This is a genomic window from Chitinophaga horti, from assembly GCF_022867795.2.
GTDB lineage: Bacteria > Bacteroidota > Bacteroidia > Chitinophagales > Chitinophagaceae > Chitinophaga > Chitinophaga horti.
Genome location: NZ_CP107006.1, coordinates 3,883,918 through 3,898,816 on the forward strand (window position 1 = coordinate 3,883,918; position 14,899 = coordinate 3,898,816).

Annotated in this window: 15 protein-coding genes and 1 riboswitch; of the genes, 4 read left to right on the forward strand and 11 right to left on the reverse strand. The window is 49.3% G+C overall.

Annotated elements, in window-relative coordinates; genetic code table 11:
• Positions 1–4 precede the first annotated feature (4 nt).
• The 6 genes from MKQ68_RS15630 to MKQ68_RS15655 form a co-directional block, all read right to left on the reverse strand.
• Positions 5–787, reverse strand: coding sequence for an L-fucose dehydrogenase (locus tag MKQ68_RS15630; protein WP_264279931.1), 783 nt, complete (start codon positions 785–787; stop codon positions 5–7).
• 9 nt (positions 788–796) lie between these two features.
• On the reverse strand, positions 797–1,615 hold the full coding sequence (locus MKQ68_RS15635; protein WP_264279932.1) for an amidohydrolase family protein: 819 nt from the start codon (positions 1,613–1,615) through the stop codon (positions 797–799).
• Positions 1,616–1,678: 63 nt separating this feature from the next.
• A complete protein-coding gene (locus MKQ68_RS15640; protein WP_264279933.1) occupies positions 1,679–2,014 on the reverse strand; it encodes an L-rhamnose mutarotase in 336 nt (111 codons plus the stop codon).
• Positions 2,015–2,026: 12 nt separating this feature from the next.
• Entirely contained in the window at positions 2,027–2,881 is an 855-nt protein-coding gene (locus MKQ68_RS15645) for a fumarylacetoacetate hydrolase family protein (protein ID WP_264279934.1), read from the reverse strand.
• 5 nt (positions 2,882–2,886) lie between these two features.
• Positions 2,887–3,633 carry a hypothetical protein gene (locus MKQ68_RS15650; protein ID WP_264279935.1) on the reverse strand — a complete coding sequence of 249 codons (747 nt, stop codon included), beginning with the start codon at positions 3,631–3,633 and terminating at the stop codon, positions 2,887–2,889.
• 18 nt (positions 3,634–3,651) lie between these two features.
• The gene (locus MKQ68_RS15655) at positions 3,652–4,434 is read right to left on the reverse strand and encodes an SDR family NAD(P)-dependent oxidoreductase (protein ID WP_264279936.1); all 783 of its coding nucleotides are present in this window, start codon (positions 4,432–4,434) and stop codon (positions 3,652–3,654) included.
• A gap of 113 nt (positions 4,435–4,547) precedes the next feature.
• On the opposite strand from MKQ68_RS15655, the gene MKQ68_RS15660 reads away from it, so the two are divergent.
• Entirely contained in the window at positions 4,548–5,240 is a 693-nt protein-coding gene (locus MKQ68_RS15660; RefSeq protein WP_264279937.1) for a M15 family metallopeptidase, read from the forward strand.
• Positions 5,241–5,250: 10 nt separating this feature from the next.
• A complete protein-coding gene (locus tag MKQ68_RS15665) occupies positions 5,251–6,108 on the forward strand; it encodes a prolyl oligopeptidase family serine peptidase (protein ID WP_264279938.1) in 858 nt (285 codons plus the stop codon).
• A 52-nt stretch (positions 6,109–6,160) separates the two neighbouring features.
• Here the strand turns inward: MKQ68_RS15665 and MKQ68_RS15670 are convergent, their stop codons facing one another.
• Genes MKQ68_RS15670 through leuC form a run of 5 tightly spaced genes read right to left on the reverse strand, consistent with a single transcriptional unit; the run spans position 6,161 to position 11,602 of the window.
• Entirely contained in the window at positions 6,161–7,666 is a 1,506-nt protein-coding gene (locus MKQ68_RS15670) for a 2-isopropylmalate synthase (RefSeq protein WP_264279939.1), read from the reverse strand.
• Between the two features lie 32 nt (positions 7,667–7,698).
• Positions 7,699–8,778, reverse strand: a complete 1,080-nt coding sequence (gene leuB / locus MKQ68_RS15675) for a 3-isopropylmalate dehydrogenase (RefSeq protein WP_264279940.1) — start codon at positions 8,776–8,778, stop codon at positions 7,699–7,701.
• Between the two features lie 38 nt (positions 8,779–8,816).
• Positions 8,817–9,416, reverse strand: coding sequence for a 3-isopropylmalate dehydratase small subunit (gene leuD / locus MKQ68_RS15680; RefSeq protein ID WP_264279941.1), 600 nt, complete (start codon positions 9,414–9,416; stop codon positions 8,817–8,819).
• A gap of 16 nt (positions 9,417–9,432) precedes the next feature.
• A complete protein-coding gene (locus MKQ68_RS15685) occupies positions 9,433–10,194 on the reverse strand; it encodes a class I SAM-dependent methyltransferase (RefSeq protein WP_264279942.1) in 762 nt (253 codons plus the stop codon).
• 10 nt (positions 10,195–10,204) lie between these two features.
• A complete protein-coding gene (gene leuC / locus MKQ68_RS15690; protein ID WP_264279943.1) occupies positions 10,205–11,602 on the reverse strand; it encodes a 3-isopropylmalate dehydratase large subunit in 1,398 nt (465 codons plus the stop codon).
• Between the two features lie 182 nt (positions 11,603–11,784).
• On the opposite strand from leuC, the gene MKQ68_RS15695 reads away from it, so the two are divergent.
• On the forward strand, positions 11,785–13,338 hold the full coding sequence (locus tag MKQ68_RS15695; RefSeq protein WP_264279944.1) for a hypothetical protein: 1,554 nt from the start codon (positions 11,785–11,787) through the stop codon (positions 13,336–13,338).
• A gap of 223 nt (positions 13,339–13,561) precedes the next feature.
• Positions 13,562–13,774, forward strand: a riboswitch (cobalamin riboswitch).
• 120 nt (positions 13,775–13,894) lie between these two features.
• Entirely contained in the window at positions 13,895–14,866 is a 972-nt protein-coding gene (locus MKQ68_RS15700) for a ribonucleoside-diphosphate reductase small subunit (RefSeq protein ID WP_264279945.1), read from the forward strand.
• Positions 14,867–14,899: the final 33 nt, after the last annotated feature.

Here is a 14,899-nt window from a genome sequence, read left to right on the forward strand (position 1 = left end):
AAAGTTAGCTGATGGAGCGGTCGAGATGTGTATATCCCCCGTCTACATAAATGATCTGGCCGGTGGTGTGTGCAGAACGGTCGCTTAACAGGAACACGGTCATCGCCGCTATCTCGTCCGAGGTGGTCATTCTTTTTTCCAGCGGAATTTTAGATACGATCGATGCCAGTTTTTCTTCCGGGTTTGGTAATGAGTTGATCCAGGTCTCATATAACGGCGTCCATACTTCGGCGGGGATTACCGTGTTTACGCGCACGCTGTGCTGCAATAACTCCACCGCCCACTCGCGGGTAAGCGCGTTAATAGCGCCTTTGGAGGCGGCATAGCCGGATGTATTTCCCTGCCCGGTATCCGCTACTTTGGAACCGATGTTTACAATGTTGCCTTTAGCTGCCTTCAGATGCGGCAGTGCATAATGTGCAAGGTTGTAGTAATGCGAAAGGTTGTTTTGCAAGGACGCCATGAACTTCTCGGGGTTACCGCTCTCCAGCCCTACGCCATCGTTTGCGCCGGCGTTGTTTACCAGGGCATCGATGCGGCCATGAGCAGCCAATGTTTCATCGATCACTTTTTTGCAGTCGCCGGGTTTGCCCAGTTCTGCTACTACACCGGAAGCACGGCCGCCGGCATTGTTGATCGCTGTTACGATTTTGTCATTGTCGGCCTGGTTCCTGCCTGCGATTACCACCACGGCACCTTCTTCGGCTACCAGTCGGGAAATGGCCTCACCAATACCTTTTGCGCCCCCTGTTACAATCACCACTTTGTCCTTCAATCCTAAATTCATATCTGTTGTTTATAACTTATAAAAAGTACGGGCATTACCGCCCATGATCATCCCGACTTCGGAATGAGAAAAACCGGCTATATAACTTTCAAGAATACCTTTCACCTGCGCATACTCCGCCGCCAGTAAACACACGGGCCAGTCAGAACCAAACATCACACGGCTGGAGCCAAAGGCGGTCAGTACCACTTCGATCCCCGGATCAAAGTCCTCCTGTTTCCAGTGCTGCCAGTCTGCTTCCGTTACCATGCCGCTCAGTTTACAGTACACATTACGGTGATGGGCAATTGCGCGCATGTGTTCCGCCCATTCATGGCTAAGCTCTTTCTTAAAATCAGGTTTAGCCAGATGATCTACTACGAAACGTTGCCCGGGGAACATGCCTACAAACTCCACCACAGCTGGCAATTGATGTGGGTACACCAGTATGTCGTACGTGAAATTATATTTAGCCAGCAGGGAAACGCCTTTGCAAAAATCTTCCCTTAAAAGGAAACGATCATCCGCCTCGCCTTGCACGATATGACGGAAGCCTTTCAACTTTGGGTATTGCGCAAAATGCTGCAGGCGTTCCTCCAGGTTATCGGCGCGCAAATCTACCCAGCCTACTACGCCTTTAACGAAGTGATATTTATCTGCAAGGTCGAGCAGGAACTGCGTTTCCTCTTCGGATTGGTCAGCCTGTACGGCCACACATCCATCCATACCATTGGCAGCCAGTACGGGGGCCAGGTCATCTGGCAGGAAATCGCGTCGGATAGGCGCATCCATCCAGGTATCCCTTACAGGATTATAGCGCCAGAAGTGTTGATGTGCATCAATGATCATACGTGAAATACTGTTTGTTTAATGCCAGTCCTGTACCGGCTGCAATGATCGGACCACGTGGTGTTATAGTTCAAATACTTTGTCCATCATCAACCACTTCTCCCCTGGTTTAGCTACGGGCAGGGCCTGCTGGTATTTCCACATCAGCTGTTCCCATTCCTGCACCTTCGGATTAGTAGCGTCCATGGCACTTTTACGTTCGAAAGAAAAAGTTTCGTCCACTTCCATGATCATGAACAAACGGTTCATGATCCGGTATATCTCCATCTTCTCAATGCCTGCACCGGCAATACTGGCTTTAATTTCCGGCCATACTTCGCGGTGGTACTTTTCGTACTCCGCAATCATCGCCGCGTCATCCACCAGATCCAGCGCCATGCAATATCTGTTAACGATCATAACGTTGATGTTTTACTTTTTCCATGCAACCGCCTGCTGGCGCGAAGTACCCAGGCCATCAATCCCCAATTCGATCACATCGCCCGCTTTCAGGTATACCTGCGGATTCATACCTAAACCTACACCTGCAGGTGTGCCGGTAGAAATCACGTCGCCCGGGAGCAAGGTCATAAACTGGCTGAGGTACGATACGATGAAAGGGATTTTAAAGATCAGGTTGGCCGTGGTACCGTCCTGGTATTTGTTACCATTTACGGTGAGCCAGAGGCGCAGGTTATTGATATCGCTGATCTCGTCTTTGGTAGCGAGCCATGGACCGAGCGGTGCGAAGGTGTCGCAGCTTTTACCTTTCACCCATTGTCCGCCTCGTTCGATCTGGAACGCTCTTTCGCTGTAATCGTTATGCAGCGCGTAACCAGCAATGTAATCTTCGGCATCTTTCTCTTCCACATAAGAAGCTTTTTTACCGATCACTACGGCCAGCTCCACTTCCCAGTCAGTTTTCACACTGTCTTTTGGAATTACCAGTTCGTCGTTAGGGCCTACCAGCGCGGTAGTAGATTTAAAGAAAACGATAGGTTCCTTTGGAATGGCGGCGTTAGTTTCCTTTGCATGGTCGGCGTAGTTAAGGCCGATGCAAATGATTTTGGAAGGACGTTGAATGGGCGAACCAAGACGCGTACCTTCGGCCACTTTGGGCGCGGTAGCTCCATTGGCTTTCCACCATTGCTCCAGGCGGGTTAATCCATCTGTCTCAAAAAATTTCTCTCCAAAATCTTCACCGAAGGAAGACACATCAAACATGCCATCGTTGGTAACCACACCCGGTTTTTCTGCGCCGGCTAAACCGAACCTTATCAGTTTCATATCGTTTATTTAAATTTTATTTTTCTGAGTGTTTTTGTTTCGAGTCGGCCATTGCGTACACGCAGTTGTTTGGCTTCTTTAAACTCGCCGTTCATTTTAAGGCCAAAGTATACCAGGTCGTCCTGCGCTACTGTTAACCATGCTTCGGCAACACTGGCCGGAATGTAATACGTATCTACTTCTTCGATGCCGCCGTATTTATAATGCAGCTTTACCGAATCGGCACCCGCCTGTTCCACCTTCACAATAAAATCTTCTACCAGCTGACCGGATCTGAAGTTTTTGTTATGCTCCTTCACCAGCGGCTGGTTTTTCAGGAAGGCACCCAATCCAAGCGGACCTTCCACATACTGCCAGATATCTTTTGGCGGCGCGGCCGACCAACGGATACGAACAAACGGACTGTCGGTCAAAGCATGGTAGTAGCGGGTATCTTTATTACTTTTGATCACCCCTACGTATGCGCTGTTCGGCTTATCCCATACCACCCGGTAAATCGCCGTATCGGCACCTTGTTGTAACAGGTCCACGTCAAACACCTCTTCCACCCTGGCATTGCCGATCTGGAAGTTGATGCGCACCTGGCCCGTGTCCTGGTCGCGGTTTTCGAGTGCTACCGAAATAGTACCTTCTGGTTTGGCGGGTGTAAGCGTCGATACCGCGCTATCCTTCCCGTCCTTTTTGCCGCCCTGGTTACAGGCCGTGCTGATGGTGGCCAAAGCCAATCCTAATAGTATAACGTTGCGTTTCATAGGATGGAAAAGTACGAATTAATTATTCAGCCTGATGAATCCCCCGTCAATTGCATAGTCCGAGCCGGTGATAAAGCCCGCTTCGTCTGAACAAAGGTAGAGGCATTGCCAGGCCACCTCGTCCGGTTTGGCCATGCGACCGATCGGCTGTGTTTTAGACAGTTTCTCGAACATCTCCGCCTCGCGGCCGGGATAGTTCTTGGCGATGAAACCATCTACGAACGGCGTATGCACGCGGGCCGGCGATATGCAGTTGCAACGGATGTTATCGGCCAGGTAGTCTTTTGCTACGGAAAGCGTCATCGTTAACACGGCTCCCTTGCTCATCGAATAGGCAAACCTGTCTGGAATGCCTACACTCGAAGCAATTGACGCCACGTTGAGAATAACCCCGCCGCCTTGCTTTTTCATTTGTGAGACAGTGGTAAACATGCAGTTGTAAGTGCCCTTCACGTTTACATTATATATCCTGTCAAGATCCTGTTCCGTAGTAGATTCCAGCTTGCCTACGTGAGCAATGCCCGCGCAGTTAACAAGGATGTGCAGTCCGCCGGAGATGCTCACGATCTTGTCTATCACCGCCTGTACCGCCTGCTGCTCGCTCACATTCACGCCGTGTACGAAGCCCTCGCCACCGGCAGCTGTAATGCTGTCGAGCGTTTCCTGCCCCGCCGCTTCGTTCAGTTCCAGGATGTGTACCACAGCGCCCTGCCCCGCGAAACACTTCGCTACGGCCTGACCAATACCGCTGCCACCGCCTGTTACCACGGCAATTTTGCCATCTAATCGAAACAAGTTCATCTTTTCTTAATTTAAGGGTTCTAAAGTACCTATTTTACCAAGGCGATTACGATCCTTTTTTACCCGTATTAAATACAATCTTCGCCATTGGAACGTACTTCAAATCAAATCTTGTGAAAAATATATTTATTTTGATCCTGATCCTGGTCGCTTTAAGGGGCACTGCCCAGGATATTCCCGCTAACAAATACGGATTAAAGGTGGTGAGCGACCTGGCACTGTACCAACGAATGGTCGCTAAAGATGCTAACATGCGGATGGTGAACCTGGAAACGCTGATACCCGGTATAAAAAAGGACATCCGGTATGCCACCGCCAACAATTTTACGAAACAGCAGTTATATCGCCAAGCCCTTGTTTTTCTAAGGTTGCCCGTCGCCAAAGCCTTATTGGAAGCCCAGCGCGAGCTTAACCGTTTAGGCTACGGCTTTAAAATATTCGATGGGTATCGCCCTTATGAAGTTACCGAAAAGATGTGGGCTATCGTACCCGACGATCGCTATGCCGCTAATCCCGCCAACGGCTCGGGCCACAATCGAGGTGCCGCGGTAGACCTCACACTTATCTACCTGGAAACAGGAAAAGAAGTTGTTATGCCTACCGATTTCGATGACTTTACCGAAAAAGCCTATCATAATTATCCATTAAAAGACAGTGCTGTTGCGGCCAACAGGGGTTTATTAAAGACAATAATGGAAAAACATGGCTTCACTGCCCTCGAAACGGAATGGTGGCATTATTTTTTCAGGGATCATAAGAAATATCCGTTGATGGATATACGTTTTGAAGAACTGGATAAACGTTAAAACCTGCTATATGAGAAACTACCTGTTGCTGTTTACACTGCTATTCGCCGCCTGTTCGAAAAGCGACAATGATACACCTCCCCGCACTACGTACCCGCTCGAGAAGCTGACCAATGTAGCTTACGGCAGCGACAACCGGCAAAAGATGGACATATACCTGGCAGAAGCGCATGACACCAGCACCCCGTTCATATTATTTATTCACGGTGGCGGCTGGACGGCAGGCAACAAAGAGGATATGCGTAACTTCCAGGACTTCTTCCTGACTAAAGGCATCAGCAGTGCGAGCATGAGTTACCGCTACGTGAGCGGCAGCGTGCATTATGGAGAACTGATGGCCGATGTAAACAAAGCCATCGATCATATCGTCGGCATGAACAACTGGCAATCCCGCAAAACGAAGTTCGTCATCTGCGGTGGCAGTGCCGGTGCACATATGTCGCTGTTATACGGCTACAACTACGACCCGGCAAACCGCATCAGCGCTATTATTTCACTGGCTGGCCCTACAAAGGTCGACGAGCGCTCGTTCCTGGAATACGCGAAAACGATCGGCGTGATCGGCGCCTTAAATAACCTGGCCGGCGCAACGTATGCAACCGGTCAACCTATCAACGCAAAATTCTCCGCTGCCAGCCCGATTAACTATGTAGAAAACGTACCTACGTTATTGATTCACGGTACGACAGACAACATCGTACCTTACCAGCAGGCAACCTTACTGGAAGCGGAATTGAAAGCGAAGAGCGTGCCTCATAAATTGGTCACCCTGACCGGTGCCGGGCATGATTTAGGAGCGGCGAATCCATTGAATGTATTGTTGATTTCGAATGAGATGACGGCCTGGGTGAACAAGTATGGGAAATAAAAAAGGGCCAGGCACCTCGCCCGACCCTTACTATACGTTGGCTGATTATGTCTTAGTAGATTTTGTTCAGCGCATCCACATAAGCATGTACAGAGGCGTTTACAATATCGGTAGAGGTACCGAAACCGTAGTAAGATTTACCTGCGTGCTTTACGTGCATGTTTACTTTGCTTACATCTTCACTACCGCCGTGCATCGACTGGATACTGAACTCATCCAGTAGAATATCATCCTTAATAATTTCGTGAATAGCGTTGATAGTCGCGTTAACCGGACCGTTACCGGCCGCGCTGGCTTCGCGTTCTTCACCATTGATCTTCAACTTAACGGTGGCCATCGGGCGCAGCGGATCACCGCATACTACCTGTAACAAAGTTACTTTAATTGCCTTTTCGTCGTAGTTTTTATCCTGGCCGTCGCCCATCAGCATCTGAAGGTCGTGGTCGCTTATTTCTTTCTGTTTGTCCGCCATTTCCAGGAAACGTTGGTACACCTCATCCAGGTTGATCTTGTCGATCTTGTAACCCAGTCTTTCCAGGTGATGTTTCAACGCGTGGCGGCCGCTGCGGGCGGTAAGAATAATAGAGTTTGGATTGATGCCGAGGTCTTCCGGATCAAGGATCTCGTAGTTTTCGCGGTGCTTCAGAATACCATCCTGGTGAATGCCGGAGCTGTGTGCGAAGGCGTTACGCCCAACGATCGCTTTGTTTGGCTGCACGGGCATACGCATCATCGTAGATACCAGGTTGCTGATATCGTAAATACGTTTTGAATTGATGCCGGTAGTGTAACCTAACGCGTGGTGTGTTTTCATGATCATGGCCACCTCTTCGAGGGATGTGTTACCTGCTCTTTCGCCAATACCATTGATGGTACATTCCACCTGCCTTGCCCCGTTAATTACGCCGGAAATGGAGTTGGCTGTAGCCAGCCCCAGGTCGTTATGGCAATGCACCGAAATGATTGCTTTATCGATGTTAGATACGTTATCTACCAGGTATTTGATCTTGGCACCGTATTGCTCGGGCAAACAGTAACCGTTGGTATCCGGGATGTTCACCACCGTAGCACCGGCAGCGATCACCGCTTCGATCATGCGGGCGAGGAACTCGTTGTCTGCACGGCCGGCATCTTCTGCATAAAACTCTACATCGTCGGTGAATTTACGGGCGTACTTCACCGCTTCCACGCCACGGCGAAGTATCTCGTCGCGGGTGCTGTTGAATTTATATTTGATGTGCATATCGGAAGCGCCGATGCCGGTATGAATACGGCCTCTCTTAGCGAAACGCAGCGCTTCTGCCGCAGCATCTATATCTTTTGTATTCGCGCGGGTAAGGGCGCAAATAACAGGCTCTGAAACTGCTTTGGATATTTCTACCACGCTCTGGAAATCGCCAGGGCTGGAAATAGGAAAACCTGCTTCAATCACATCTACGCCAAGGGCTTCCAGCTCCTTTGCCACTTCGATCTTTTCAACGGTCGTGAGCTGGCAGCCAGGTACCTGTTCGCCATCGCGCAGGGTGGTATCGAAAATATAGACTCGGTTCTTATCCATTGTTAGTATGTTTTTCGAATTTAGATGGGTTGTTAGTTCAGATTGTCCAATACTTTGGCGCCCATAGCATCGGTACCGAGAATAAACTCGTTAGCGGTATGTTTGGTCGCAATATCCATAGTGCGGTAGCCCTGGCGCAGTGTAACGTCCACAGCTTTGATCACACGTTGTGCTTCATCTTTCAAACCGAAAGAGATATCCAGCAGCAGTGCGGCGCTCAGGATAGAGGCCAGCGGGTTAGCCAGGCCTTTACCGGCGATGTCGTGCGCAGAGCCGTGAATAGGTTCGTAGAAGCCGATAGCATCACCTACGGACGCAGAAGCCAGCATACCCATGGAGCCTGCAATCTGCGAAGCCTCATCGGTAAGAATGTCGCCGAACAGGTTGCCCGTCAGCACCACATCAAAACGTTTCGGGTCTTTGATCAGCTGCATCGCGGCGTTGTCGATGAACATGTGTTCTGTTTCCACGTCAGGGTACTCTTTCGCGATTTCCTGTACCACTTCTCTCCACAGGCGGGAAGCTTCCAGTACATTCGCTTTATCTACAGAGCAAAGTTTTTTACGGCGGGTGCGTGCAGCCTCGTAAGCTTTGCGTGCAATGCGTTCCACTTCATATTTGTGATAGATCATCAGGTCGGATGCTGATGTCCTGTCTTCGCTGCGTTTCTTCTCTCCGAAATACACATCGCCTGTTAATTCGCGGAAGAAAAGAATATCGGCGCCTTGCAATATTTCCGGCTTGATGCTGGATGCCTGCAGCAGATCGTCGAACAGTTTGATCGGGCGCAGGTTCGCGTACAATCCCAGTTCCTTGCGGATTTTCAGCAAACCTTGTTCGGGTCTTACTTTCAGGGTTGGATCATTATCGTATTTCGCGTGACCGATTGCGCCGAACAGGATGGCGTCGCTCTTTCGTGCCTTTTCCAGTGTTTCGTCCGGCAGCGGATCGCCCGTAGCTTCGATGGCTACGTGGCCCATGATGCCTTCGTCAAACGTAAACTTGTGTTTAAAGTTTTCAGCAATCGCTTCCAGTACTTTTTTGCCCCAGGAAGTTACTTCCTGTCCGATGCCGTCGCCGGGTATTACCAGTATCTTTTTTTCTACTCCCATTGTTTGTAACAGTGCTTGGTTGTATGTGTAATTTTTATTTAGAAATTGAAAGGTCGTGATGTTTCGTACTCACTGATCTCTGTGCGCAGGCTCAACAGGTAATCGATATCGTCGTAGCCGTTCAGCAAACAGGTTTTTTTGTACGCGTTAATGTCGAACGATTCTTTTTCGCCGGTGCTTTTGATCGCGATATACTGCTCCTGCAGGTTCACTTCCACTTCCGCTTTCGGATCTGCTTCCACTGCCTGGAAAATTTTATGCAGGAACGCTTCACTAACGGTGATCGGCAGTATAAAGTTGTTCAGTGCGTTATTTTTGAAGATATCCGCGAAGAAGCTGCTCACCACCACCTTCAGACCAAAGTCCGCGATGGCCCAGGCGGCGTGCTCGCGGGAAGAGCCGCAACCGAAGTTTTTACCGGCGACCAGTATCTTACCGGAATAGATCGGGTTGTTAAGTACAAAATCCTGTTTCGGCTGGTTGTTTTCGTCGAAACGCCAGTCGCGGAACAGGTTTTCGCCAAAACCATCACGCGTGGTCGCTTTCAGGAAGCGTGCGGGGATGATCTGGTCGGTATCGATGTTTTCTATCGGCAGCGGTATCACGGTTGACACCAGGTTTTTAAATATCTTATCCATAGTTTGATGCAATGTTTTAGTGCGCGGTGGCCGGCTTCACCGCCAGTACCCGCAATCTTTTGTAATCGGCCGTCCACTTGCCGTTGTTGAAATGCGTCGGTTCCATCAGCCGCTGCGTTTCTTCCAGGATGGCGTTGCGCTCAGTCGCTTCAATGCCTTCGAAGAAGTGTGACCCGAACATGTCGAGCCAGCGGATAATGCCATTCTCATTGTCTTTGAGCGTGGTTTCGCGATCGAAATAATGCACCCGGTTCACCCGGAAGCCCGCATTTTCAAGAACAGTGGTGTATTCGGCTACAGAAGGAAAATACCAGAATGGTTTATACACCTTTCCGTATTTGGCCATGGCTTGTTCCAGTGCTTTGAGAATGCCTGACACATTGTCCTTCCCTCCCATTTCCAGCACCAGCCTGCCGCCGGGCTTTAAGTGTTTATATAACTGCCCCGCCGCCTTCTCTTTCTCGCGCACCCAATGCAGGGTGGCGTTAGAAAAAATGGCGTCGAAACGTTCTTCCAGTTCGAAAGTCGCGATATCAGCCGTTTCAAAATCCATCGCAGGATAATGCGCCTTCGCACTTTTGATCATGCTGGCCGACAGGTCGATTCCTTTTACAGAAGCGCCGGAAGCGGCGATTTCGGCCGTCAGTTCGCCCGTGCCGCAGCCGGCATCCAGTATACGTTCGGCTTCGAGGGGCTGCAACCACGAAAGCAGGTCGCTGCCGTATTGGAATACGAAGCTGTGTTGTTCCTTATATAAACCAGCGTCCCAGGTGCTCATGGTAATTGTTTTAGATCATTTCCCTTACATCGGATACAATGCCTGTAATGGCTGCCGCCGCCGCAGTGAGCGGGCTGGCGAGAAAGGTGCGGGCATTCGGGCCCTGCCTGCCTTCAAAGTTCCTGTTGGAAGTGGAGATGCAGTATTTACCGGCAGGTATTTTGTCTTCGTTCATACCCAGACAGGCAGAACAGCCCGGCTGACGAAGATGGAAACCCGCTTCTTCAAATATTTTATCGATCCCCTCTTCGATCGCCTGCGCTTCTACTTGTTTAGAACCCGGTACGATCCATACGGTTACATCGTCGGCTTTCTTTTTTCCTTTTACGAAGTCGGCCACGAGGCGCAGGTCTTCGATGCGGGAGTTGGTGCAGCTGCCGATGAATACGTAGTCCACTTTTTTGCCGAGCAGCCTGCCGCCTGGCTCCAGGCCCATATAGGCCAGTGATTTGGAGAAAGAAGGTTTTTCGCTGTCTTCGATTTCGTTCAGTGCAGGAATGTGCTGGGTAACGCCCATGCCCATACCGGGATTGGTACCGTAGGTCACCTGCGGCTCAATATCTTCTGCTTTAAACGTCAGCACCTCATCGAACTCCGCGTCTACATCGGTAAACAGCGTTTTCCAGTAATCGAGGGCAGCATCCCAGGCAGCGCCTTGCGGAGCGAATTCGCGGCCTTTGATGTAATCGAAAGTAACATGGTCCGGGGCGATCAGACCACCGCGGGCACCCATTTCGATGCTCATGTTACAGATCGTCATACGGCCTTCCATGCTCAGGCTACGGATCGCCTCACCGGCGTATTCCACGAAGTAGCCGGTAGCGCCGGAAGCAGATATCCTGGAAATGATATAAAGGATGATGTCTTTGGAGAGTACGCCGTTCTTCAGCTGACCGGTCACCTCGATCTTCATACGCTTCGGCTTGTACTGCAAAATGCACTGGGTAGCCAATACCTGCTCTACTTCCGAGGTACCAATGCCGAAGGCGATGGCGCCAAAAGCTCCGTGGGTAGACGTGTGGCTGTCGCCGCAAACGATGGTCATGCCTGGGAGGGTAATACCCAGTTCGGGACCAATCACGTGTACGATGCCCTGGTAGCGGTGGCCCAAACCATACAGTTCTACGCCAAACTCCGCTGTATTTTTAGTCAGCATTTCCACCTGGTGGCGGCTCAATGCTTCTTTAATCGGCAAATGCTGATCGATGGTAGGTACGTTGTGGTCGGCGGTAGCCCTGGTTTTGTTCGGACGAAACACCGGGATGTTGCGTTTCCTTAGTCCGTCAAATGCCTGGGGGCTGGTAACTTCATGTATAAAATGGGTGTTGATGTAAACGGCGTCGGGATGCCCTTCCTTGCTCTTCACAACGTGGCTGTCCCAAATCTTGTCAAATAGTGTTTTTCCCATCCGTAATAAACTTTTGTTTTGTTGCGTTCCTTATTTTTGTGTTCGCCTCTGATTTTATACCTTCAAATCTAACGGCTGAACACTAAAAGGCTATGGCTAAATTTGCGTCTTTTACGATCCGCAAAGCAGGTTAAATTCACCTAAATTATTGAAAAACAGTACGATATAACCATAAATCAACGATGCCCAACAGTATTAACGATGCGCTTTTCATATTAATAAAAACCTTAACAAAAGCTGAAAAGCGGAATTTTCAGCTGGCTTTTAATAAAAACAACGATAAAGAGGACGTGCTTTTTATCCAGCTGTTCAACGTAATGGACAGGATGAAGGAGTACGATGAGGAGGTGATCCTGAAAAAAGTACCCGACATCAAGAAACAGCAGCTGTCCAACGTTAAAGCCCATCTGTATAAACACCTGCTCACCACCCTGCGGCTGCTTTACAAGCAAAAGGACCCGCTGATAGAGCTGCGGGAACAGCTGGACTATGCCCGTGTACTGTACAACAAAGGCCTTTACACCCAGAGCCTGAAACTGTTGGCTAAGGCCAAGACTAGTGCCCGGGAGCAGGAGGAAGTGATGCTTTGCTATGAAATTATCGAATTTGAGAAGCTGATCGAATCGCGGCACATCACCCGCAGCCTGGAGAACCGGGCGGAAGAGTTAAGTGTGGAATCGCAGGACATCAATGCCCACCTGAATCATGTGAGTAAGTTATCCACCCTCAGCCTGCGGATGTATGGCCTGTACCTGAAACTGGGTCATGCGCGGGACGAGAAGGATGTGCTGATGATGAAAAGTTTCTTCGAGACGAACCTGCCCGGCAGGCAGTTGCCGAATATGAGTTTTTATGAGAAGATCTACATGTACCAGGCACATTGCTGGTACTACTACATATTACAGGACTTTGCCATGTACTACCGGTATACCCAGAAGTGGGTTGATCTTTTCACCGAGTACCCATCCCTGTTAAAAACCGACCAGGACATGTACGTGAAGGCGATGCACAACCTGCTGACCGCCCACTTTTACACCATGAACCATGGGAAATTTGCAGAGGCGCTGGCAGCATTTGAGTCGTACATCGACGAACACCAGGACAGCTTTAACGAAAACACCCGCACCTCCTCCTTCGTGTACCGCTATACCTCACGGTTGAACCGCCACTTCCTGGAGGGTACCTTCACCGAGGGATTGGCGATGGTGCCCGAGCTGGAAACGCAGATCGCCGAGCATCAGCTGACCGTTGACCAGCACCGCGTGCTCGTTTTTTATTATAAGATCGCCTGTTTGTATTTCGGCAGTGGGGATAACAACAACGCCATTGTTTACCTGAATAAGATCATTCATTTAAGGATAGGCAATTTGCGGGCTGACATCCAGTGTTTCGCGCGTATCCTTCACCTGATCGCCCACTACGAGCTGGAAAATTACAGCCTGGTGGAATACCTCATCAAGTCTGTTTATCACTTCATTGCGAAAAACAAAGACTTAAGCAGTGTGATGGAAGAAATATTAAAGTTTTTGCGCAAGAATATGTATGCGCACCCCAAAGCGTTGAGCGAAGCGTTTAAAGATCTGAAGCAAAAGCTGGTAACCATCTCCCAGAACCCATATGAAAAACGTTCGTTCCTTTACCTGGATATTATTTCCTGGCTGGAGAGTAAAATCGAGGGAATCCCGGTACAGGACATCATCCGCAGGAAATTCATCAACAAGGAAAAAAGAATATAAAAGTGTAAAACGCTGATGATCAGCCACAGATTTGATCACTAATTTTCGTGTATACAACTCCACACTTTTTGATAAAAAAACATGTGTATTGCATGTTAAAAAAAGTGCCAGAAAACGTCTTTCGTTCACCACAGGGAGTCTTATAAAAAGTACGATTGTTTTTCCACACCTGTTAGCAACTTTTGGGATTAACCCATGTAGCACTTCTTACATTTGCAACAGTTCTTGACATTGTTGTTTTGGTTTATGCCGACCACTTCGGCATGATTAATAGGGAATCGTGTGAGATTCACGAGCAGACGCGCTACTGTGATTCCCCGGCCCGTGCAGTAAACGGTTCAGATTTACTTCCACTCCCCCTTGCCACTGTGTAGAACACGGGAAGGCCGGAAGTAAATGGGAAAGCCAGGAAACCTGCCAAACCAACAGATTTGTCAAAGCCTTCGCGTAATAAGGTATTGGCGAAAGTAACCTCCACCGGTGACTGCCGGAAAAGTTATCTGCCGTCGTATCGACTTAGTTATCGCACATTACAGACCATATAAAACACTGATTGATGAACAATGAGAATGAAATCCTTTTAAAGGAGAACAAGGACAGGTTTGTGCTGCTACCAATTAATTATCCCAAAGTGTGGGAAATGTATAAAAGGCATGAAGCCAGCTTTTGGACGGCCGAGGAAATTGACCTCAGCGGCGACCTGAAAGACTGGGCGGCTCTTAACGATGGTGAGCGCCACTTCATCAGCCACGTACTGGCTTTCTTTGCTGCGAGCGACGGGATTGTGAACGAGAACCTGGCAGTAAACTTCATGAGCGAAGTACAAATTCCGGAAGCACGTTGCTTCTACGGTTTCCAGATCATGATGGAAAACATCCACTCTGAAACCTATGCCCTGCTGATCGATACTTATGTAAAGGATCCGGTAGAAAAAGATCGCCTGTTCCACGCTATTGAAACCGTTCCTGCCGTTAAAAAGAAAGCAGAATGGGCATTGCGCTGGATCGAGAATGGCACTTTTGCAGAAAGACTGGTAGCCTTTGCTGCCGTAGAAGGTATCTTCTTCAGCGGTTCCTTCTGCTCTATTTTCTGGTTGAAAAAACGCGGCCTCATGCCAGGCCTGACCTTCTCCAACGAGTTGATCAGCCGCGACGAAGGTCTGCATTGCGAATTTGCCTGCCTGCTCTTTAGCATGCTGGAAGGTAAGATCAGCGAAAAACAGATCCAGGAAATCATTGGCGACGCTGTTGCAATCGAAAAAGAATTTATCACAGAAGCACTGCCGGTTGCACTGATCGGTATGAACGCAGAACTGATGAAACAATATATCGAGTTCGTAGCCGACAGGTGGCTGAGCGAACTGGGCGCCGCTAAAATGTTTAACACCGCGAATCCGTTCGACTTCATGGAAATGATTTCCCTGCAGGGTAAAACGAATTTCTTCGAAAAACGTGTAGGCGATTATCAGAAAGCGGGTGTAATGGGCGGCAAAGATTCCCAGACATTCAGCCTTGACGAAGACTTCTAGGACATATATCACCGGATACATCAAACAAGACTA

What these genes read in the sequence shown, in the direction of transcription:
- MKQ68_RS15645 (WP_264279934.1), bottom strand. Translation starts at nt 2,881, where the DNA reads ATGAAACTGATAAGGTTCGGTTTAGCCGGCGCAGAAAAACCGGGTGTG.
- MKQ68_RS15670 (WP_264279939.1), bottom strand. Translation starts at nt 7,666, where the DNA reads ATGGATAAGAACCGAGTCTATATTTTCGATACCACCCTGCGCGATGGC.
- MKQ68_RS15700 (WP_264279945.1), top strand. Translation starts at nt 13,895, where the DNA reads ATGAACAATGAGAATGAAATCCTTTTAAAGGAGAACAAGGACAGGTTT.
- leuC (WP_264279943.1), bottom strand. Translation starts at nt 11,602, where the DNA reads ATGGGAAAAACACTATTTGACAAGATTTGGGACAGCCACGTTGTGAAG.
- MKQ68_RS15695 (WP_264279944.1), top strand. Translation starts at nt 11,785, where the DNA reads ATGCCCAACAGTATTAACGATGCGCTTTTCATATTAATAAAAACCTTA.
- MKQ68_RS15665 (WP_264279938.1), top strand. Translation starts at nt 5,251, where the DNA reads ATGAGAAACTACCTGTTGCTGTTTACACTGCTATTCGCCGCCTGTTCG.
- MKQ68_RS15630 (WP_264279931.1), bottom strand. Translation starts at nt 787, where the DNA reads ATGAATTTAGGATTGAAGGACAAAGTGGTGATTGTAACAGGGGGCGCA.
- MKQ68_RS15640 (WP_264279933.1), bottom strand. Translation starts at nt 2,014, where the DNA reads ATGATCGTTAACAGATATTGCATGGCGCTGGATCTGGTGGATGACGCG.
- leuD (WP_264279941.1), bottom strand. Translation starts at nt 9,416, where the DNA reads ATGGATAAGATATTTAAAAACCTGGTGTCAACCGTGATACCGCTGCCG.
- MKQ68_RS15685 (WP_264279942.1), bottom strand. Translation starts at nt 10,194, where the DNA reads ATGAGCACCTGGGACGCTGGTTTATATAAGGAACAACACAGCTTCGTA.
- MKQ68_RS15635 (WP_264279932.1), bottom strand. Translation starts at nt 1,615, where the DNA reads ATGATCATTGATGCACATCAACACTTCTGGCGCTATAATCCTGTAAGG.
- leuB (WP_264279940.1), bottom strand. Translation starts at nt 8,778, where the DNA reads ATGGGAGTAGAAAAAAAGATACTGGTAATACCCGGCGACGGCATCGGA.
- MKQ68_RS15650 (WP_264279935.1), bottom strand. Translation starts at nt 3,633, where the DNA reads ATGAAACGCAACGTTATACTATTAGGATTGGCTTTGGCCACCATCAGC.
- MKQ68_RS15655 (WP_264279936.1), bottom strand. Translation starts at nt 4,434, where the DNA reads ATGAACTTGTTTCGATTAGATGGCAAAATTGCCGTGGTAACAGGCGGT.